The following is a 19,593-nucleotide window of genomic DNA, read 5'->3' as shown; positions in this document are numbered from 1 at the left end:
CAAGGTGGTGGGCCCACACGGACTCGAACCGTGGACCAAAGGATTATGAGTCCTCTGCTCTAACCGACTGAGCTATAGGCCCTCAGTAGGCGGCGGATTATAGCGACGGTTTCTCGGCTGTGCTATCCGAAAAATCGGAAACGGGAAAGCGTAGAAAGGTCGCGGCGAATTCGTCGGCGCTCAGCGGCAGGCTGATGATGTAGCCCTGGATCTGTTCGCAGCCTTCGTTGCCGAGGAATACCTGCTGGTCATGGGTTTCCACGCCTTCGGCGATCACGGTGAATTGCATGCTGCGGCCCAGGGCGATGATGGCTCGCACAATGGCTACATCGTGGGGGTCATCGGGCAGGCCGCGGACGAAAGATTGATCGATCTTCAGGAAATCCAGCGGCAAACGCTTGAGGTAGCTGAGGGAGGAATAGCCGGTACCGAAGTCGTCGATGGCCAGCTGAACGCCCAGGTGCTTTAGCTGGTGCAGGACCTCCAGGGCTTCCTCGGCCTGGCTCATGATGAAGTTTTCGGTGATTTCCAGCTGCAATAGGCCGGGTTTGAGGCGGTTTTCCTTCAGCAATTGCTCAATTCGTCCCAGCAGGTTCGGCTGGCGCAACTGGGCGCCGGCGAGGTTGACCGAGAGCGGGCCGAAGCTCTCGTAGCACTCGTTCCAGGCGCGCAATTGCTGGCAGGCTTGCTCCAGCACCCAGTCGCCGATCTGCAAGATCATGCCGTTCTCTTCGGCCAGGGGGATGAAGTGTTCGGGCGGGACATCGCCAAAGGTCGGGTGATGCCAGCGAATCAAGGCTTCGGCGCCCACCAGCTCCTGGTCCTTGAGCCTGATCTTGGGCTGGTAGTAGAGATACAGCTCGTTACGCTCGATGGCTCGCCGCAGTTCATGTTCCAGGGCCACGCGCTCGCTGGCCTGGGCGGTCAGGTCGCGGGTGTAGCTTTCGACCCGGTTACGGCCCTTGGCCTTGGAGCGGTACATGGCGGCATCGGCGTTCTTGACCAGTGTGGCCACGTCGCAGCCGTCCCGGGGATAGAGGCTGGTGCCGATGCTGGCGCTGATGAAAAACTCATGCTCGCCCGCCTGGAATGGCGCGGTGAAGCAGTTCAGCAGCTTGTTGGCGATGTGGTCGGCATCGCTGGGCTGCTGCAGCCCCGGCAGCAGGATGATGAATTCGTCGCCGCCCAGGCGGGCCACGGTGTCGATATCCCGCAGCTGCTCCTTCAGGCGCACGGCGATGCCCTTGAGCAGCAAGTCGCCGACCGGGTGGCCGAGACTGTCATTGATGTGCTTGAAGCGGTCCAGATCGAGAAACAGCACGGCACCCTGGCCACCATTCTCCTGCTGGCTGTTGAGCGCGGTCAGCAGGCGGCTTTCGAACAGGGTGCGGTTGGGCAAGCCGGTCAGCGGATCGTGGTGCGCCTGGTAGTCGAGCTTGGCCTGGGCGTGCTTGAGGCTGGAAATATCGGCGAACACCGCGACGAAATGGGTGATGAACCGGTCTTTGTTGCGCACGGCGCTGATGGTCAACCAGCTGGGGTACAGCTCGCCATTTTTGCGTCGATTGCAGATCTCTCCCTGCCAATGGCCCTCGGCGGTCAGTTGGTGCCACATGGCGGCGTAGAAGGCGCTGTCATGCAGGCCGGAAGCCAGCAGGCGCGGCGTGTGCCCCAGGGCTTCGGTTTCGCTGTAGCCGGTGATTTCACTGAACGCCCGATTGACCGCGCTGATGTGTTGCTGGGTATCGGTGATCAGTACGCCTTCGGCGGTGCTCTCGAACACCGTGGCGGCCTGTTGCAGTTTCTCTTGCATCAGGTGGCGCTCGGTAATGTCGCGGGCAATGGTCAGCATGCAATCTTCGTCACCGATCGGCAGCGGCCGGCTGGAGAGCTCACAGAGGCGGATCTGGCCGTCGTTGCGGCGAATATGGCAGCTGAAGTCGCGTACGAAGCCATCGCGCTGCAGCAGGTCGAGCATCTGCCGGCGTTCATTCAGGTTGACCCAGATGCCCAGGTCCAGTGTCGAGCGGTCGACAGACATGGCGCTGTTGAAGCCGGTGATGCGGCTGAAACCCTCGTTGACCTCTATTAGCAGGCCGTCGCGCTGGCGACTCAGCAGCAGGCCGTCGGGCGATGCATGAAAAGCCTTGGCGAACTTCTCTTCGGAGGTTTGCAGCTGCTGCTGGGTTTCCTTCAGTTGACTGATGTCGCGAACCACCACGACCAGGGCGGGCGTGGTTTCCAGGTCGAAGGGTTCGGCGGAGATCAGCCCGGTGAACAACTGGCCATTGCTGCGGCGGAAAGGCATCTCCAGGTTGCGGATACTGCCGGCCTGCAAGCGTTGCAGCAGCCCCGGGCCGACGCCCTGGATGCCCCAGATATTCAGCTCGGTGGCCGTTTGCCCCACGACTTGCCCCGCGCTCAGGCCGATCTGTTCTTCGAACGCCTCGTTGACCTCCAGTAGGCAGCCATCCGACAGGCGGGCAATGACCAGGATGTCGGGGCATTGCTGGAAGACCGAGGCGAATTTCTGTTCCGAGAGCCGCAGGGCCTCTTCGGTGCGTTTCGTTTCGCTGATGTCGATCATCAGGCCGCGCATGATTGGTTCATGTCCATGCTCGATCAGGCTGACGATGTCGCGAACCCACAGGCAGCGGCCATCGGCGGTGATCACGCGGTAATCCAGGCTGTGATCGCGCCCGGCCAGCACTTCGTGGTCGCAGAAGTTCTGCGCGCGAATGAGATCGGCGGGGTGGATGATGTTTCGCCAGAACCCTGGAATCAGCCAGTGCGAAAGGGGATAGCCCAATAACTGTTCGGCATGGGGCGACACGTAGCTGTAGGTGAAGTCGCTGATACGCGCCTCCCAGGCGATCGCCGAAAGGCTTTCGACCAGGCCGCGGTAATGGTATTCGCTGCTACGCAGTTCCTGTTCCAGGGCCACGCGCCGGGCGATCTCGGAGCTCAGCCGGCGATTGATGCGGATCACCGCCGCCAGCACGGCAAACAGCAGTAGCAGCCCCGGCAGGCCGTAGAACAGCAGGTCCGACCAGAACGAGCGATGGTCGAGCACATTGCCAACCCAGCGCTGCTGGATTTCGCTGACCTCCGCCGGGCTTATGTCGGCCAGTACCTTGTCGAGAATGCTGACCAGTATCTTGCTGTCGCGGGGCACGCCCATGGCCAATTGATAGCGGTAAGGCGTTTCGCCACTGACGTAGAGCCCGTCCAGCTTCAACTGTCGCAGGCTCCACACACTGGAAGCCAGGTCGCCGACCACGGCATCGACCTGGTTGAGGGCCAGTGCCTGCAAGGCCGAGCTCACGTTGGGCAGGGCGACCAGGTTCAGATCCGGATGATGGGTGCGCAGCAGTTCGTGGGGGGCGTAGTTTTCGACGACGGCGATCTTCAGGCCATACAGATCCGCGAGTTTGCGAGGCTGTGCGCCACCTTTATGGGCCAGGATCACAATAGGGAAGTCGAGGTACGGGCGGGTGAAGGCCAGGTAATTTTGCCGTTCCGGGGTCGACATGATGCCTGGCAGCAGGTCCAGCTTGCCTTTTTTCGCAGACTCGAGCACTTCGCTCCAACTGGCGGGCTCTATCGGCTTGAGCGTGATCGCCAGGCGATCCTGGATCAGATGGATGTAATCCGCCGCAAGGCCCTGGTAACGGCCCTCTTCATCGCGATATTCGAAGGGAGGCCATGATGCATCGACGCCCAGGCGCAGTTCCGGATGAGCCGAAAGCCAGCCACGTTCTTCATCGGTGAGGGGCAGCGCGCCAGCTGTTGCGGCCCAGGCGAGCAGCGACAGCACCAGCACGGTCGGCAGTCTGGGCATAACGGTCTCGTTATGGCACGGGGAATGTTTCGAGTGTAGACGGGCAATCCAGAGGGGGGAGGCGTGATGGCGTTTTTAAACTGCACAAAACAAAACCCCCAGCAGGGCTGGGGGTTTTGGTTTTACTCGTCGAGGAAGGAGCGCAGATGCTCGCTTCTCGTCGGATGGCGCAGCTTGCGCAGCGCCTTGGCTTCGATCTGACGAATCCGCTCGCGGGTAACGTCGAACTGCTTACCGACTTCCTCAAGGGTGTGGTCGGTATTCATGTCGATGCCGAAGCGCATGCGCAGTACCTTGGCTTCACGGGCGGTAAGGCCGGAAAGTACTTCGCGAGTCGCTTCCTTAAGGCTCTCAACAGTGGCGACATCGATAGGCGACTGCATGGTCGAGTCTTCGATGAAGTCACCCAGATGGGAGTCTTCGTCATCACCGATCGGGGTTTCCATGGAGATCGGCTCTTTAGCGATCTTCAATACCTTGCGGATCTTGTCCTCAGGCATTTCCATGCGTTCGCCCAGCTCTTCCGGCGTCGGTTCACGACCCATTTCCTGCAGCATCTGCCGGGAAATACGGTTGAGCTTGTTGATCGTCTCGATCATGTGCACCGGAATACGGATGGTGCGGGCCTGGTCGGCGATCGAGCGAGTGATCGCCTGACGGATCCACCAGGTGGCATAAGTCGAGAATTTGTAGCCGCGACGGTATTCGAACTTGTCTACCGCTTTCATCAAGCCGATGTTGCCTTCCTGGATCAGGTCGAGGAACTGCAGGCCACGGTTGGTGTACTTCTTGGCGATGGAGATCACCAGACGCAAGTTGGCTTCAACCATCTCTTTCTTCGCGCGACGGGCCTTGGCCTCGCCGATCGACATGCGACGGTTGATGTCCTTGATCTCGGCAATCGTCAGGCCGGTCTCGGCCTCGAGTGCACTCAGCTTCTGCTGGCAACGGATGATATCCGGCTGCAGGCGGCCGATGGCTTCGGCGTACTTGGCCTTGCCTTTGGCCAGCGCGTCGGACCAGCTTTCGTCTACTTCATTGCCAGGGAACTGGCGCAGGAAGTCGGCGCGGGGCATGCGGGCGTCACGAACACAGAGCTGCATGATCGCGCGCTCTTGCTGACGCAGGCGATCCAGGGCGCTACGAACACGTTCAACCAGGCCTTCGAATTGCTTCGGAACCAGTTTGATCGGCATGAACAGTTCAGCCAGGGCCAGCATTTCTGCCAGGGCCTGTTTGTGCTCGCGACCGTGCTTTTTCAGCGCCTTGCGGGTGATTTCCATCTGGTCGGCAACGGCGCCAAAGCGCTGGGCTGCGATGACCGGATCCGGACCGCTTTCGGCTTCTTCTTCGTCGTCACTGGCTTCGGCGTCATCGTCGTCGGTGTCGTCGTCCGCTTTTGCGGCCTTGGCATCGACAGGCGGTGGTACTTCGGCGGCAGGCGGCGCAATACCGTCGTCCGGGTCGATGTAACCGCTCAGGACGTCGGACAGGCGGCCACCTTCGGTGGTGACGCGAGTGTATTCGGAGAGGATGTGCTCAACCGTGCCAGGGAAGTGCGCGATCGCGCCCATCACTTCACGGATGCCCTCTTCGATACGTTTGGCGATTTCGATTTCGCCTTCACGTGTGAGCAGCTCTACCGTACCCATTTCGCGCATATACATACGCACTGGGTCGGTAGTGCGACCAATGTCGGTTTCCACAGCCGCCAACGCTGCGGCGGCTTCTTCAGCTGCTGCTTCGTCGGTATCGGCTTCGGCCAACAAAAGGGCATCCGCATCCGGAGCACTCTCGAATACGTTGATCCCCATGTCGTTGATCATGCGGATGATGTCTTCCACCTGTTCCGGATCTGAAATATCCTCCGGCAGGTGGTCGTTGACCTCCGCGTAAGTCAGGTAACCCTGCTCACGACCACGGCTGATCAACTCTTTGAGGCGAGACTGCTGTTGCGCTTTTCCGGACATAACACCCTATCCACTGAAGGTCTTGGCGGGCAAAAAACAAGCCGAGGATTATACCCGAGCTATGACCTCACGCGCCAGTTGAGGTCGGGTTTGATGCGGGAACATTGCGTTTTAAAAGCTCAAGTAGCTGAATTTTTTCTTCGCCACTCAATTCGCTTTGACGCGATTTCCTGAGAAGTTGTTCCAAAACACGCTCACGTTGACGAGCGGACAAGCTTTTAATGGTGTCGAAAAACTGTTGTTCAAGGTTATCGCCCTCAATCAACCACTCCTTTTCTGCCAGCGCCTTGATCAGGCGGCCTTGTTCGGTACCGTGCCAGCGCGCCATCAGTTGATGAATAGAGCGTAGCTTAGGATTTTTCTGCACGGCTTCGATCAGGGCGACCAGCAACTGGGTGTTGGTGTTGTCATCGGCGGCGAAATGCCCGGCGTCTTCAACTTTTTCGGCCAGTTGCGGGTGATGCAGCAATGTTCGAAGGGCTGACAGTGTTGGTGGTTCGACGGCGGCCGGGACGCGCGGGGCACGTGGCTGATCGCGATCACCGTTACGCTTGCCCTTTTTGTCCCAGGGTTTGTTTTCCCACTTCTTGCCGCCGGCGCCGCTTTTCTTCGGCGTCCACTCCTGCTGCGGCACGTAGGCCTCTTGCGGTTCGTGGTAGTCGGCATAGTCCGGCATGGCGTCGTAATCGATGCCGGCGTCGTAAGCTGGAGGCGCTTCTTGTGGGGCGCTATGCACCAACTGGCTGACGGCCTCGTTGTTGAGCCCGGTAATTTCGCTGAGGCGCTGGCGCATCAGGGTCCGCAGGTTGGCCCCGGGGACCTTGTCGATCAGCGGCGCAGCCAGGGTGGCCAGGTGGGCCTTGCCCTCGAGCGAGCGCGGGTCGGCTTCGTCGGTCAGTTGCTGGAAGAAGTAATCGGCCAGCGGTTGGGCGTGTTGGTTGATACGGGCGCGAAAGGCGTCTGTGCCCTCGGAGCGGACCAGGGTATCCGGGTCTTCCCCTTCGGGCAGAAACAGAAAGCGCGCCCGGCGACCGTCCTGCAGGCTGGACAGGGTCGCCTCCAGCGCGCGCCAGGCGGCCTTGCGCCCGGCCTGGTCGCCGTCGAAGCAGAACAGCACGCTGGGCACGATGCGAAACAGGCGCTTGAGGTGTTCTTCGCTGGTGGCTGTGCCCAGGGTCGCAACGGCGTTGCGCAAGCCCTGTTGAGCGAGGGCAATCACGTCCATGTAGCCTTCGACGACGATGATTTCGTCGAGGTTGCGGTTGTTCTTGCGGGCTTCGAACAGGCCGTAAAGCTCCTGGCCCTTGTGAAAAACCGGCGTTTCCGGCGAGTTCAGGTACTTCGGTTTGTCGTCGCCCAGTACCCGGCCACCAAAGGCGATGATGCGGCCACGGCTGTCGCGGATCGGAAACATCACCCGGTCGCGGAAGCGGTCGTAGCGTTTGCCGGTTTCGGCGTTTTCGATCAGCAGGCCGGCGTCGATCATGGCTTTTTGCTGCAGGGTGTCGCTGCTCAAATGCTTGAACAGGTTGTCCCAGCCGGGTGGAGCGAAGCCGAGGCCGAAATCGCGGGCAATTTCGCCGGTCAGGCCGCGTCCCTTGAGATAATCGACCGCCGCCTTGCGAGCCGGATGGCTTTTCAGGGCCTGGCGATAATAGTCGGCGGCCGCTGTAAGCAGTGGGTAAAGCGGTGAATCGGTCGGCTGCCGGGGCTTGTGCGAGCGCCCGCTTTCTTCGCGCGGGACTTCCATGCCGGCGGCTTTGGCCAGTTCCTCGACTGCCTGGGGGAAGTCCAGGTTGTCGTGGTCCATGATGAAGCCGAGGGCATTGCCGCCCGCGCCACAGCCGAAGCAGTAATAGAACTGCTTGTCGGGGCTGACGCTGAAAGAGGGGGTTTTTTCCTTGTGGAACGGGCAGCAGGCGGTGTAGTTCTTGCCGGCCTTTTTCATCTGCAGGCGCGAGCTGACAACATCGACGATGTCGGTGCGGTTCAGAAGGTCGTCAATAAAGCTCTGGGGAATCAGCCCGGCCATGGCGTTCTCATCATCACTGCGCGAAAGAATTGGATCAATGCGAAGGCTTCGAAAGTGGGGTGTTTCGAGACGCAACGGCTGTGCGTTCGACCATCTGTCGTCGGCTTGATCGCTATCGGGAAGTGTATCTGCCGAAAGTCCACTGACGTTAGCTTCGATCAGTCTTCGACTATTTGAAGATATTGCTCTGAGTCCGACAGGTCTCGGATGGCTCACAAGCGGGCGTTGGAGAAGGCGCCTTGGGCTGAGTCTGTTGAGGAATCAGAATAAAGTGTGCTCGTCAGTAGCCTTGGAAGGCTCGTCAGAAGAGACGTGCACCGCTGGCAGGAAGCCAGGTCTGACGTGGTGAAGCGGATTGTCTCGGTCGCATGGGCGGCGTTGACGGTGAAGCATCAAGCGTTGTCCGCAAATGCCATTAGCCCGGCTGAGGGCCGGGCTTGGCAGAAGCTTGCAGCGAACGTCTATGTATTAGTACAGACGTACGGCGCGGCGCTGTTCGCGCTGAACTTTCTTGGCGTGACGCTTAACAGCAGCAGCTGCTTTGCGCTTACGCTCAGAAGTCGGCTTCTCGTAAAATTCGCGGCTACGAACTTCAGCCAGAACACCGGCTTTTTCGCAGGAGCGCTTGAAACGACGCAGAGCTACGTCGAAGGGTTCGTTCTCTTTAACTTTGACGGCTGGCATCCAGAGCTACCTTCATTCATTACCGGGGTCAACGTTCTCGTCGCAAAAATCGCGGCTGAGGTCGTCGGTTTTTAAGGGTTGCGGATGTTAACCCCTCATCGCTCGGAATGCAAAGCCTCTGATCGAAAACCGCTGGTCGGGCGAAGGAGTGGCGACTATTATGCGCGCCTTCGAATTTAGCCTCTACAAGGCGCAAACCCATGCTAGTACTGGGATTAGAAACTTCCTGCGACGAAACCGGCGTCGCGCTTTACGACAGCGAACGTGGCCTGCTGGCCGATGCGCTGTTCAGTCAGATCGACCTGCATCGGGCTTATGGTGGCGTGGTGCCGGAGCTGGCCTCTCGCGATCATGTCAAGCGCATGCTGCCGCTGATCCGTCAGGTCCTGGCCGAGGCGGACTGCGTGCCGACCGAGATCGACGCCATTGCCTATACCGCGGGCCCTGGCCTGGTCGGGGCCTTGCTGGTGGGCGCTTCCTGCGCCCAGGCGCTGGCCTTCGCCTGGGGCATCCCGGCGCTGGGTGTGCACCATATGGAAGGCCACTTGCTGGCGCCGATGCTGGAAGAGCAACCGCCGGAGTTTCCGTTCGTCGCTTTGTTGGTTTCCGGTGGCCACACACAGCTGGTACGAGTCGATGGCATCGGGCAGTACGAATTGATGGGGGAAACCCTGGATGATGCTGCCGGTGAAGCTTTCGACAAGACGGCGAAGATGATCGGCCTGAATTATCCGGGCGGCCCTGAAATCGCCCGTCTGGCCGCGCAAGGTGTGCCTGGCCGTTTTGTCTTCCCGCGGCCGATGACCGATCGTCCGGGGCTGGATTTCAGTTTCAGCGGCTTGAAAACCTTCGCCCTGAACACCTGGCAACAATGCGTTAGCGCTGGAGACGACGGCGAGCAAACCCGTTGCGACATCTCGCTCGCCTTCCAGCAGGCGGTGGTGGAAACTCTGACCATCAAATGCAAGCGCGCCTTGAAGCAAGCGGGACTCAAGCGTCTGGTCATCGCTGGCGGCGTGAGTGCCAACAAGGCTCTGCGCGCATCGCTGGAGAAAATGCTCGGCGAGATGAAAGGGAATGTGTTTTACGCCCGTCCTGAGTTCTGTACCGACAATGGCGCAATGATCGCGTTTGCCGGTTGCCAGCGTTTGCAGGCAGGCCAGCAGGAGAGCCTGGCGATCAGTGTGCAGGCGCGTTGGCCGATGGAGCAGCTGTCGCCGTTGTGAGTCGGTAACCCTCTGGCCTGAGCCGGGTTCATCTTCAGGATTCAGAAATGCCGTTCGCGCCCGGCAAACAGGTCGCGTAGATTGCCGCGGTGGCGCCAGACGATGAGCAGTGTGAGTACGCTCATCGGCAGCAGCGCCGCCGGTGCCTGCCAGGCCAGCAATGGCAAGGTCAGGGGCGTGGCGATCAAGGCTGCCAGCGAGCTGGTGCGGGTCAGGTAGAAGGTCAGGAGCCAGGCGGCTATGGCCAGGAGCGCGGCTGGCGGATACAGCCCCAGCAGCATCCCGGCGGCGGTGGCAACACCCTTGCCGCCGCGAAAACGGAAATACACCGGGAACAGGTGGCCCAGTACGGCGTAGAGCCCGATCCAGGCCTGTTGTTGGAGCGAAAGGCCTGCGAGACTGGCGATCAGTACGGGCAACAGCCCTTTGAGCAGGTCGCCGAGCAAGGTCAGTATCGCCAGTTTCTTGCCGGCCAGGCGCAGCATGTTGGTGGCGCCGGCATTGCCCGAGCCACTCATTCGCGGGTCGGGTTTACCGGTCAGGCGGCTGAGCAAGATGGCGAAGGACAGAGAGCCGAGCAGGTAGGCGAAGATCGCCAGTAACCAAAACATGCTAACTATTCCGGGCGAGGACGCCCTGATTCTAACGGCGCATTGCGCCCTTGTCGTGCTGCGGAGAAGAGTGCTTGGACAGAGTGTTTATCGAGGGCCTGGAAGTCGACACGGTGATCGGTGCCTACGACTGGGAGCGAGGCATCCGGCAGTGCCTGCGCCTTGACCTGAGCTTCGCCTGGGACAATCGCCCAGCCGCTGCCGGCGACGATCTGACCTTGGCGCTCGACTATGCCAGCGTGTCTTCGCGGATTCAGGCGTTTGCCGAGCAGGCGCAGTTCCAGCTGGTCGAGACGTTTGCCGAGCGCCTGGCCGAGGTTCTGATGAGCGAGTTCCATATTCCCTGGTTGCACCTCAAGCTGACCAAGCCCGGTGCTGTTGCGGCCGCCAAAGGTGTTGGCGTGGAGATCGAGCGCGGATGTCGCTAACTCAGGTATTTCTTGGGCTCGGCAGCAATATCGAGCGCGAAACTCATTTGCTGGCCGGGCTCGATGCCCTGGCGGGCTTCCTGCAGGACATGCGCTGCTCGCCGGTATTTGAAAGCCAGCCGGTGGGGATCAAGAGTGGGCCATTTTTCAATCTGGTAGTTTCGGCTTTTACCGACTTGCCATTGATGGAGCTGGACCGCCGACTGAAGTTCATCGAGGCGGACAACGGTCGTTATGCCCCGGACCGCAAAGGCCTGCCGCTGGATATCGATGTGCTGCTGTATGGTGATCTGGTGGGCAATTTCGACGGTTTGATCCTGCCGCGCGCAGAAATTCTCAAGAATGCCTTTGTACTTTGGCCCTTGTCGCTGATGGCTCCAGAGCGGGTTCATCCGTTGGCTGGGCAGGATTTCGCCACCCTCTGGCGCGAGGCACGGATCGATCAGGTGCTGGCGCCTATGGCGTTTGAGTGGCAGGGCAGGCAACTGACGCCGCCGGAGCTGGGCTAGCCGCTACTGGTGTCGTTCGGGGCGGCTGCGGGCAGATCACAAGCAAGCTCGCCTCTGCAGGAGAGCTTGTCCGTGAGGTTCCTTACGCCGACTGCTGTTCCTTGTAGGCCTTCAGCGCCTTCAGTCGCTCCTGTTTCAGTGCTTCTCCCAGCTCCGGCCCCTTGAGTCCCCGCTCCAGCAGTGGCTGGACTGCGACCGTTCGCGCTGCGGCGGCCGCCCCGCGCAGATAGTCCGCCTGGGGATAGGCGCGCTCTTCCAGCCCAAGCCGGCCACGGGCATCCATTTCACAGGCGGCGATAAATTCCTCGAAACGCTGCGGCCGACGATACACGTCAAAGCTTTGCAGCAGCTCCGCCAATGTCGAAGGTTTCAGCTCGAGGGCCCGATGGCCGTGGGTGTGATACTGGCCCACCAGGAGCGCCAGTTCCTGGCAATCGCGCGGTGCCTTGAAGCGCTCGTTGACCTGCTTGATCAGCTTCAGGCCTTTGTGTTCATGCGCGATGTGCTGCGGCCATTCGCTTTGTGGCGTCAGGCCCTTGCCCAGATCGTGCAACAGGCACGCCCAGCGCACGCTCAAGGGCTGCTTGTGCAGGGCCGCCTGTTCGAGAACGCTGAGGGTGTGCACGCCGCTGTCGATCTCCGGATGGTGGGCGGCCGGTTGTGGGACGCCGAACAGCGCATCCACCTCGGGCAGCAGGACCTTGAGCGCGCCACAGTCACGCAGTACCTGGACGAATACCTGGGGGTGATCTTCCATTAGCGCGCGGGAGATTTCTTTCCAGCTGCGCTCCGGCGTCAGGGCTTCCAGCTCGCCGGAATCGCTGAGCTGGCGCATCAGTTCGAGGGTGTCCGCAGCTACTTGGAAGCCGAGGCCTGCATAGCGAGCGGCGAAGCGGGCGACGCGCAGGACGCGTAAGGGATCTTCGGCGAACGCCGGCGAAACGTGGCGAAGCAGGCGGTCTTCCAGGTCTTGCTGGCCATGATACGGGTCCGTGAGGACGCCGTGCTCGTCTTCAGCCATGGCGTTGATGGTCAGGTCGCGACGGATCAGGTCTTCTTCGAGAGTGACCTCGGGGCTGGCGTGAAAGGTGAAGCCGCCATAACCACGACCGCTTTTGCGCTCGGTGCGCGCCAGGGCATATTCCTCACCGCTGCGGGGATGAAGAAAGACCGGGAAATCCGAGCCGACCGGGCGAAACCCCTTGGCGAGCATTTCTTCAGCCGTGGCGCCGACTACCACCCAGTCGATGTCGGTTACCGGTTTGCCCAGCAGGCGATCGCGTACCGCACCGCCGACCTTGTAAATCTGCATAAAAAACCTCCGTTAGCCCGACAGAATAACTCTTGCGCCGAGCTTTCGGAGGTTTGTCATGCGCTCAGAGATGGATGACAGCCAGGTCCAGGCGACCGTAATCCCCTTCGTTGTGATCGCCTTTGGGCGGTACGTGATGGGTTTTCATCACTTGGTCGCCCTGCAGGGTTTCCAGGTGGATGTCGAATCCCCATAGCCGATGCAGGTGCTTGAGGACCTCGTCGGTAGAGTCGCCCAATGGCTTGCGATCGTGCTGTTGGTGGCGCAGGGTCAGCGAGCGGTCCCCTCTTCGGTCGATGCTCCAGATCTGCACGTTAGGCTCGCGATTGCCCAGGTTGTATTGGGCGGCGAGGGTTTCACGGATGATTCTGTAGCCGCTTTCGTCATGAATCGCAGGCACCAGCAAGTCGTCTTTCTGGTCATCGTCCAGGATGCTGAACAGCTTGAGATCGCGAATGACCTTGGGTGACAGGTACTGCAGGATGAAGCTTTCGTCCTTGAAGCTGCTCATGGCGAACTTGATGCTGGGCAGCCAGTCGGTCCCGGCCAGTTCGGGGAACCAGCGGCGGTCCTCTTCGGTCGGTTCTTCGCAAATACGCCGGATATCGCGGTACATGGCGAAACCCAGGGTGTAGGGGTTGATGCCGTTGTAATAGGGGCTGTCGAAGCCGGGCTGGAACACCACGCTGGTGTGGGAGGCGAGGAATTCCATCATGAACCCATCGGTCACCAGGCCTTCGTCATACAGGTCGTTCATCAGGGTGTAGTGCCAGAACGTCGCCCAGCCTTCGTTCATCACCTGGGTCTGGCGTTGCGGGTAAAAATACTGGGCAATCTTGCGCACGATGCGCACGATTTCCCGCTGCCACGGCTCCAGCAGTGGCGCGTGCTTCTCAATGAAATACAGAATGTTTTCCTGGGGTTCGGCAGGAAAGCGCGCATTGTCCTTGTCGCTGAGTTTGTCCGTGCCCTTGGGAATCGTGCGCCACAGATCGTTGATCTGTTTCTGCAGGTGTTCTTCACGGTCCTTTTGCCGGCGCCGTTCTTCTTCCGCGGAAATCGGATAAGGGCGTTTGTAGCGGTCAACGCCGTAGTTCATCAAGGCGTGGCAGGAGTCCAGCAGGTCTTCCACCGCATCGATCCCGTGGCGTTCTTCGCACTGCATGATGTACTGCTTGGCGAACACCAGGTAATCGATGATCGAACTGGCATCCGTCCAGGTGCGGAACAGGTAGTTGCCCTTGAAAAAACTGTTGTGGCCATAGCAGGCGTGGGCCACAACCAACGCCTGCATGCAGATGGTGTTTTCTTCCATCAGGTAGGCGATGCATGGGTCCGAGTTGATCACGATCTCGTAGGCCAACCCCATCTGGCCACGGCTGTAGGATTTTTCGGTGCTGAGGAAGTGCTTGCCATAGGACCAATGGTGATAACCCAGGGGCATGCCGACGGAGGCGTAGGCATCCATCATCTGTTCGGCGGTGATCACTTCAATCTGGTTGGGGTAGGTATCCAGAGCGTAACGCGCTGCGATACGGCTGATTTCGCGGTCGTAGGCCTGGATCAGCTCGAACGTCCATTCCGAACCGGTGGAGATAGGCTGGCGTTTCTGCTCTCTGGCGGTCATGTCACTAACCTGCGCTGGAAGAGTTCACGGAAGACCGGATAGATATCTCCGGCCGAGACCAGTTGCTGCTGGGCGAAAGTATCGGAAAAGGCTTCGGCGATGCGCTCGTATTCGAACCACAAGGCCTGATGTTCGCGCGGGGTAATCTCCACGTAAGTGTAGTACTGCACAAAGGGCATGATCTGGTTGATCAGGATGTCGCGGCAGATTGGCGAGTCGTCGTTCCAGTTATCGCCATCGGAAGCCTGGGCGGCATAGATATTCCATTCATTGCTCGGATAGCGCTCGGCCATGATCTCCTGCATCAGTTTCAACGCGCTGGAGACGATGGTGCCGCCGGTTTCCCGGGAATAGAAGAACTCCTCCTCGTCCACTTCACGCGCACTGGTGTGGTGGCGGATGAACACCACGTCGATCTTGTCGTAGTTGCGCTTGAGGAACAGGTACAGAAGGATGAAGAAGCGCTTGGCGATGTCCTTGGTGGCCTGGGTCATGGAGCCGGAAACGTCCATCAGGCAGAACATCACGGCCTTCGAGCTGGGGTTGGGCTGCTTGATCAGGAGGTTGTACTTGAGGTCGAAGGTGTCGAGAAACGGCACTCGATGGATGCGGGCGCTGAGACGCTCGATTTCCGCTTCCATTTCCTGAATGTCGCCGAAATTGTCGGGTTCTTCGCGTTTCAGGCGCTCAAGTTGCTCTTTGACTTCACGCAGTTTTGCCCGGCTGCTGCCGGACAGGGCGATGCGCCGGGCATGGGCTGAGCGCAGGGTCCGGATGATGTTTATACGCGAAGGGTTGCCTTCGTTGCTGATCCCGGCCCGGACGGTCTTGAAGGTGTCGGTTCCGCTCAGGTTGCGTTTGACCAGGTTCGGCAGTTCCAGGTCCTCGAACATGAATTCGAGAAACTCTTCCTGGGTAATCTGGAAAACGAACTCATCCATGCCTTCGCCGGAGTTGCCGGCCTTGCCTCGGCCACCTCCGCCACCCCCGCCTTGAGGGCGCGCGATGTGTTCACCGGCTGTGAACTCCTTGTTTCCTGGGTGCACGACGGTCTGCTTGCCGCCGCGCCCATGGTGGAGCACCGGTTCGTCGATATCCCGGCCTGGGATGCTGATTTGTTCGCCATGCTCCATGTCGGTAATGGAGCGGCGGCTGACGGCCTCTTCAACAGCCTTCTTGATGTGGTCACGATAGCGCCGCAGAAAACGCTGGCGGTTTACCGTGCTTTTGTTCTTGCCATTGAGACGTCGGTCGATCACATAACTCATGACTGCTCCTTAGAAGCGGTCTTGAAGCTCGCAAGCGGGCCGGACGGGGGAGGGGCGGTAAGGGCCTTACCGCCGGTGCTCTGTCCGAACCTCGCTGCGAACGTTCAAACGCACTTCCTGAAGCCTGTGTAGCAGAAATCGCTAAGACAGGCTCCTGGCTAACGACAACCGGTGCAACCGGCGGGTTACTGCGATTTTCTGACCCGCAGGTACCACTCGGACAGCAGTCGTACCTGTTTGTCGGTGTAGCCGCGCTCGACCATTCGGGTAACAAAGTCGTTGTGTTTCTGTTGATCCTCTTTGCTGGCCTTGGCGTTGAAGCTGATGACCGGAAGCAGGTCCTCGGTGTTGGAGAACATTTTCTTCTCGATGACCACCCGCAACTTTTCGTAGCTGAGCCAGGTTGGGTTCTTGCCGTTGTTGTTGGCTCGGGCGCGCAGTACGAAGTTGACGATCTCGTTACGGAAATCCTTCGGATTGCTGATGCCGGCCGGTTTCTCGATTTTCTCCAGTTCTTCATTGAGCGCGACCCGGTTGAGGATCTCGCCGGTTTCCGGATCGCGGTATTCCTGATCCTGAATCCAGAAGTCCGCATAGAGCACATAGCGGTCGAAGATGTTCTGGCCGTATTCGCTGTAGGACTCCAGGTACGCCGTCTGGATTTCCTTGCCGATGAACTCGATGTAGCGCGGAGCCAGGTATTCCTTCAGGAAGCGCAGGTAACGCTCGCGGGTTTCCGCCTGGAATTGTTCCTGCTCGATCTGTTGTTCGAGCACATAGAGCAAGTGCACCGGGTTGGCCGCGATCTCGTGGGGGTCGAAGTTGAAGACCTTCGACAGGATCTTGAAGGCGAAGCGCGTCGAGAGGCCATTCATGCCTTCATCCACGCCGGCCGCGTCGCGGTATTCCTGGATCGACTTGGCTTTAGGATCGGTGTCCTTGAGGTTCTCGCCATCGTAGACGCGCATTTTCGAGTAAATGTTCGAGTTCTCCGGCTCTTTGAGGCGCGAGAGCACGGTGAACTGCGCAAGCATCTTCAGCGTATCGGGAGCGCAATGCGCCCTCGACAGTGAGCTGTTGAACAGCAGCTTGTCGTAGATTTTGACTTCGTCGCTGACCCGCAGGCAGTACGGGACTTTGACGATATAGATCCGGTCGATGAAGGCTTCGTTGTTCTTGTTGTTGCGGAAGGTGTGCCATTCCGACTCGTTGGAGTGGGCCAGCAGGATGCCCGTGAACGGGATCGCGCCCAGGCCCTCGGTACTGTTGTAGTTACCTTCCTGGGTGGCGGTCAGCAACGGGTGCAGCACCTTGATCGGTGCCTTGAACATTTCGACGAACTCCATCAGGCCCTGGTTGGCCCGGCACAGTGCGCCCGAGTAGCTGTAGGCGTCGGCGTCGTTCTGCGGGAATTCCTCCAGCTTGCGAATATCGACCTTGCCCACCAGCGCAGAAATGTCCTGGTTGTTCTCGTCTCCCGGTTCGGTCTTGGCGACGGCGATCTGGTTGAGAATCGAGGGGTAGAGTTTCACTACCCGGAACTGGCTGATGTCGCCGCCGAACTCGGACAGGCGCTTGGTGGCCCAGGGCGACATGATGGTGTTCAGGTAGCGTCGTGGAATGCCGAAGTCTTCTTCGAGGATGGCGCCATCTTCCGTGGCGTTGAACAACCCCAGAGGCGACTCGAATACCGGAGAGCCCTTGATGGCGTAGAAGGGCACCTTCTCGATCAGTTGCTTGAGTTTTTCGGCCAGGGACGATTTACCGCCGCCGACGGGGCCGAGGAGATAGAGGATTTGCTTCTTCTCTTCCAGGCCCTGAGCGGCATGACGGAAATAGGAGACGATCTGGTCGATGCATTCTTCCATGCCATGGAAGTCTTCAAAGGCCGGATAGCGACGGATCACCTTGTTGGAGAAGATCCGTGACAGTCTCGAATTGGTCGAAGTGTCCAGCAGCTCCGGTTCGCCGATAGCCAGTAGCAGGCGCTCGGCAGCCGACGCGTAGGCGCTGCGATCCTTTTTGCAGAGTTCCAGGTACTCCTGTAGCGAGAACTCTTCCTGGCGTGTGGATTCGAAGCGTTGTTGGAAGTGGCTAAAAATACTCATGACGTCACCTCGCTCGATACGTGGAGCCGACGCCGGATCAGTCAGTCAAGTGCTGGCATGCAACCGAGAGCCCGGTTGCTGTTTACCCCCCAGAACACTTTCAAAGCTATCGACCTTGAAAGCTAGTACCGATGACCCGCACGCCGGTGTACCGGCTCTCCCCTGTTTGGATGGCCTGAGGCTAAGGATAGTTCGGAATCGGGGAGGTAAAGGTGGAATACACAATTTGTTCAAGTGACCGTTCGTCGGTCGTGGCGCCAGCCCGCGAATGACGCGGGCTAGAGCGCCAAAAAAAATTATTCGGTGCCGCCCTGGGCAATTTCCGTGGGATAGGTGTTCCGCCACAGTTCGAAACCGCCGTCCAGGCTGTAGACGTCGGAAAAGCCTTGGCTGATCAGGTAGGCCGCCGCGCTTTGGCTGGAGTTGCCGTGATAGCAGACGACCACCAGCGGCGCGTCTAGATCGGCATTGCGGATGAAATCGGAAATGGAGTGGTTGTCCAGATGCAAGGAGCCGCTGATGTGGTTCAGGGCATAGGTCTGCGGGTCGCGGATGTCGACCACCACGGCGCCTTGCTCGCGCAGCGCCTGGGCCTGTTCTGGGGGGATGCGTTTGAATTCGCTCATGGCGGGCTCCTGGGCCAGGTTGGAAGCGCGATCTAGCGCTTGGCTGTGGCTGGCATGGGTTCGGGGATAGGTTGATTGGCCTGGGGCTTGATGTGGCCGTGGGCGTCGCATTCACATTCCAGGCGTTGACCGGTATCGACGTTCAGCAAGGTCAGGGCGCCTCCCCAGACGCAGCCAGTGTCCAGGGCAAAGACACCGGGCTCGTTGCAATTGCCGTCGAGGGCGGCCCAGTGGCCGAAGATGATTTTCACCTCTTTGGTCTTGCGCTCCTTGTGCTCGAACCAAGGGGCATAACCTGGCGGGGCGGTGTCCGGTCCTTCCTTGCCCTTGAGGTCAAGCTTGCCGTCGCTGGTACAAAAGCGCATGCGGGTGAAGTAGTTGGTGATCACCCGCAGGCGGGTCACGCCTTTGAGCTCGCTGTCCCATTTGACCGGGTCGTTGCCGTACATGCCGTCCAGGTAAGGCTCGAAGCGGTTGTCGTCACGCAGCGCCTCTTCGACTTCGGCGGCGTATTTCAGGGCCTTTTTCAGCGACCACTGGGGCGGTATCCCGGCATGCACCAGGGCGACGTCGCGCTGTTGGTCGTAGTGCATCAGCTTTTGCTGGCGCAGCCATTGGAGCAACTCCTCGCAATCCGGGGCGTTGAGGATCTCGCTCAGGGTGTCGGCCTTCTTCAGGCGTTCGATGTTGCGCCAGGCGGCCAGCAAGTGCAGGTCATGATTGCCCAGCACGCACACCAGGGAATCGCGCATGGCATACAGAAAACGCAGGGTTTCCAGCGACTGCGGCCCACGGTTGACCAGGTCGCCGACCAGCCACAGGCGATCCTTGGCCGGATCGAAGGCGACCTTCTCAAGCAGGCACTGCAAAGGCCCCAGGCAGCCCTGCAGGTCGCCGACGGCGTAAGTCGTCATCAGTGCAGGGCTCCGGGCACGGCCAGGCGGAAGGGGGCGATGATGGCGTCGAAGTGTTTGCCGTCTTCGGCGAGCATCTGATAACTGCCCTGCATATTGCCGACCTGGGTGGTCATCACCGTGCCGCTGCTGTAGGTGTGGCTTTTACCCGCAGGGATCAATGGCTGCTGGCCGACCACGCCGGCGCCGCGAACTTCCTCGACATGCCCATCGCCATCGGTAATCACCCAGTGCCGAGAGAGCAGTTTGGCGGGTAGCAGGCCATTGTTCTGTACGGTGATGGTGTAGGCAAAGGCAAAGCGGTTCTGCTCGGGTTGCGACTGTTCTGCGAGAAAGCGGGTGACGACGCTGACGTCGATCTGGTAGCGAGGATCGGACATGCAAGAGGCCTTAAAACAAAGCGGGACGCGGGACAAAAACTGATGGAGGTCAGTCTA

At 59.8% G+C, this 19,593-nt stretch carries 15 protein-coding genes and 1 tRNA gene; 3 read left to right on the top strand and 13 right to left on the bottom strand.

Going from position 1 to position 19,593, the window contains the following annotated elements:
* Positions 1 to 5 precede the first annotated feature (5 nt).
* The 5 genes from BLV20_RS19375 to rpsU all read right to left on the bottom strand — a co-directional run bounded on the left by BLV20_RS19375 (position 6) and on the right by rpsU (position 8,527).
* Positions 6 to 82, bottom strand: a tRNA-Ile gene (locus tag BLV20_RS19375).
* Between the two features lie 15 nt (positions 83 to 97).
* A complete protein-coding gene (locus BLV20_RS19370; protein WP_092304103.1) occupies positions 98 to 3,841 on the bottom strand; it encodes a bifunctional diguanylate cyclase/phosphodiesterase in 3,744 nt (1,247 codons plus the stop codon).
* Positions 3,842 to 3,963: 122 nt separating this feature from the next.
* Positions 3,964 to 5,811 (bottom strand): RNA polymerase sigma factor RpoD, encoded by a 1,848-nt coding sequence (gene rpoD / locus BLV20_RS19365; RefSeq protein WP_092304102.1) that lies wholly within the window; start codon positions 5,809 to 5,811, stop codon positions 3,964 to 3,966.
* Between the two features lie 67 nt (positions 5,812 to 5,878).
* Complete coding sequence (gene dnaG, locus BLV20_RS19360) at positions 5,879 to 7,843, bottom strand: DNA primase (protein WP_092304101.1); 1,965 nt, start codon at positions 7,841 to 7,843, stop codon at positions 5,879 to 5,881.
* 468 nt (positions 7,844 to 8,311) lie between these two features.
* Positions 8,312 to 8,527, bottom strand: coding sequence for a 30S ribosomal protein S21 (gene rpsU, locus BLV20_RS19355; protein ID WP_002551877.1), 216 nt, complete (start codon positions 8,525 to 8,527; stop codon positions 8,312 to 8,314).
* A gap of 200 nt (positions 8,528 to 8,727) precedes the next feature.
* Here rpsU and tsaD point away from each other — a divergent pair, with 200 nt between their 5' ends.
* Positions 8,728 to 9,753 carry a tRNA (adenosine(37)-N6)-threonylcarbamoyltransferase complex transferase subunit TsaD gene (tsaD, locus tag BLV20_RS19350; RefSeq protein ID WP_092304100.1) on the top strand — a complete coding sequence of 342 codons (1,026 nt, stop codon included), beginning with the start codon at positions 8,728 to 8,730 and terminating at the stop codon, positions 9,751 to 9,753.
* Between the two features lie 41 nt (positions 9,754 to 9,794).
* On the opposite strand, the gene plsY is transcribed toward tsaD, so the two are convergent.
* On the bottom strand, positions 9,795 to 10,364 hold the full coding sequence (plsY, locus tag BLV20_RS19345; protein WP_092304099.1) for a glycerol-3-phosphate 1-O-acyltransferase PlsY: 570 nt from the start codon (positions 10,362 to 10,364) through the stop codon (positions 9,795 to 9,797).
* 74 nt (positions 10,365 to 10,438) lie between these two features.
* Between plsY and folB the strand changes: the two genes are divergently transcribed.
* Positions 10,439 to 10,792, top strand: coding sequence for a dihydroneopterin aldolase (gene folB, locus BLV20_RS19340; RefSeq protein ID WP_007926118.1), 354 nt, complete (start codon positions 10,439 to 10,441; stop codon positions 10,790 to 10,792).
* Positions 10,783 to 11,301 (top strand): 2-amino-4-hydroxy-6-hydroxymethyldihydropteridine diphosphokinase, encoded by a 519-nt coding sequence (gene folK / locus BLV20_RS19335; RefSeq protein ID WP_092304098.1) that lies wholly within the window; start codon positions 10,783 to 10,785, stop codon positions 11,299 to 11,301. Before folB ends, folK begins: the two co-directional genes overlap by 10 nt.
* A gap of 82 nt (positions 11,302 to 11,383) precedes the next feature.
* Here the strand turns inward: folK and BLV20_RS19330 are convergent, their stop codons facing one another.
* The 7 genes from BLV20_RS19330 to apaG form a co-directional block, all read right to left on the bottom strand.
* The gene (locus tag BLV20_RS19330) at positions 11,384 to 12,613 is read right to left on the bottom strand and encodes a multifunctional CCA addition/repair protein (RefSeq protein WP_092304097.1); all 1,230 of its coding nucleotides are present in this window, start codon (positions 12,611 to 12,613) and stop codon (positions 11,384 to 11,386) included.
* Positions 12,614 to 12,677: 64 nt separating this feature from the next.
* Positions 12,678 to 14,240: a SpoVR family protein gene (locus BLV20_RS19325; protein ID WP_092304096.1), complete on the bottom strand. Its 1,563-nt coding sequence runs from the start codon at positions 14,238 to 14,240 to the stop codon at positions 12,678 to 12,680.
* Entirely contained in the window at positions 14,237 to 15,508 is a 1,272-nt protein-coding gene (locus BLV20_RS19320) for a YeaH/YhbH family protein (protein WP_092304095.1), read from the bottom strand. Before BLV20_RS19320 ends, BLV20_RS19325 begins: the two co-directional genes overlap by 4 nt.
* 185 nt (positions 15,509 to 15,693) lie before the next feature.
* Positions 15,694 to 17,616, bottom strand: a complete 1,923-nt coding sequence (locus tag BLV20_RS19315; protein ID WP_025807357.1) for a PrkA family serine protein kinase — start codon at positions 17,614 to 17,616, stop codon at positions 15,694 to 15,696.
* Positions 17,617 to 17,912: 296 nt separating this feature from the next.
* Positions 17,913 to 18,242 (bottom strand): thiosulfate sulfurtransferase GlpE, encoded by a 330-nt coding sequence (gene glpE, locus BLV20_RS19310; protein ID WP_092304094.1) that lies wholly within the window; start codon positions 18,240 to 18,242, stop codon positions 17,913 to 17,915.
* A gap of 32 nt (positions 18,243 to 18,274) precedes the next feature.
* Positions 18,275 to 19,156 (bottom strand): symmetrical bis(5'-nucleosyl)-tetraphosphatase, encoded by an 882-nt coding sequence (locus BLV20_RS19305; protein ID WP_092304093.1) that lies wholly within the window; start codon positions 19,154 to 19,156, stop codon positions 18,275 to 18,277.
* Positions 19,156 to 19,536 carry a Co2+/Mg2+ efflux protein ApaG gene (gene apaG, locus BLV20_RS19300; RefSeq protein ID WP_092304092.1) on the bottom strand — a complete coding sequence of 127 codons (381 nt, stop codon included), beginning with the start codon at positions 19,534 to 19,536 and terminating at the stop codon, positions 19,156 to 19,158. Before apaG ends, BLV20_RS19305 begins: the two co-directional genes overlap by 1 nt.
* Positions 19,537 to 19,593: the final 57 nt, after the last annotated feature.

This window comes from Pseudomonas sp. NFIX28, assembly GCF_900107395.1.
GTDB lineage: Bacteria > Pseudomonadota > Gammaproteobacteria > Pseudomonadales > Pseudomonadaceae > Aquipseudomonas.
Note: the sequence above shows the minus strand (reverse complement) of the source record. Positions and strands in the feature narration are given on the sequence as shown.

What these genes read in the sequence shown, in the direction of transcription:
- folK (WP_092304098.1), top strand. Translation starts at nt 10,783, where the DNA reads ATGTCGCTAACTCAGGTATTTCTTGGGCTCGGCAGCAATATCGAGCGC.
- BLV20_RS19370 (WP_092304103.1), bottom strand. Translation starts at nt 3,841, where the DNA reads ATGCCCAGACTGCCGACCGTGCTGGTGCTGTCGCTGCTCGCCTGGGCC.
- tsaD (WP_092304100.1), top strand. Translation starts at nt 8,728, where the DNA reads ATGCTAGTACTGGGATTAGAAACTTCCTGCGACGAAACCGGCGTCGCG.
- BLV20_RS19305 (WP_092304093.1), bottom strand. Translation starts at nt 19,156, where the DNA reads ATGACGACTTACGCCGTCGGCGACCTGCAGGGCTGCCTGGGGCCTTTG.
- BLV20_RS19325 (WP_092304096.1), bottom strand. Translation starts at nt 14,240, where the DNA reads ATGACCGCCAGAGAGCAGAAACGCCAGCCTATCTCCACCGGTTCGGAA.
- rpsU (WP_002551877.1), bottom strand. Translation starts at nt 8,527, where the DNA reads ATGCCAGCCGTCAAAGTTAAAGAGAACGAACCCTTCGACGTAGCTCTG.
- dnaG (WP_092304101.1), bottom strand. Translation starts at nt 7,843, where the DNA reads ATGGCCGGGCTGATTCCCCAGAGCTTTATTGACGACCTTCTGAACCGC.
- plsY (WP_092304099.1), bottom strand. Translation starts at nt 10,364, where the DNA reads ATGTTTTGGTTACTGGCGATCTTCGCCTACCTGCTCGGCTCTCTGTCC.
- BLV20_RS19315 (WP_025807357.1), bottom strand. Translation starts at nt 17,616, where the DNA reads ATGAGTATTTTTAGCCACTTCCAACAACGCTTCGAATCCACACGCCAG.
- apaG (WP_092304092.1), bottom strand. Translation starts at nt 19,536, where the DNA reads ATGTCCGATCCTCGCTACCAGATCGACGTCAGCGTCGTCACCCGCTTT.
- rpoD (WP_092304102.1), bottom strand. Translation starts at nt 5,811, where the DNA reads ATGTCCGGAAAAGCGCAACAGCAGTCTCGCCTCAAAGAGTTGATCAGC.
- BLV20_RS19330 (WP_092304097.1), bottom strand. Translation starts at nt 12,613, where the DNA reads ATGCAGATTTACAAGGTCGGCGGTGCGGTACGCGATCGCCTGCTGGGC.
- BLV20_RS19320 (WP_092304095.1), bottom strand. Translation starts at nt 15,508, where the DNA reads ATGAGTTATGTGATCGACCGACGTCTCAATGGCAAGAACAAAAGCACG.
- glpE (WP_092304094.1), bottom strand. Translation starts at nt 18,242, where the DNA reads ATGAGCGAATTCAAACGCATCCCCCCAGAACAGGCCCAGGCGCTGCGC.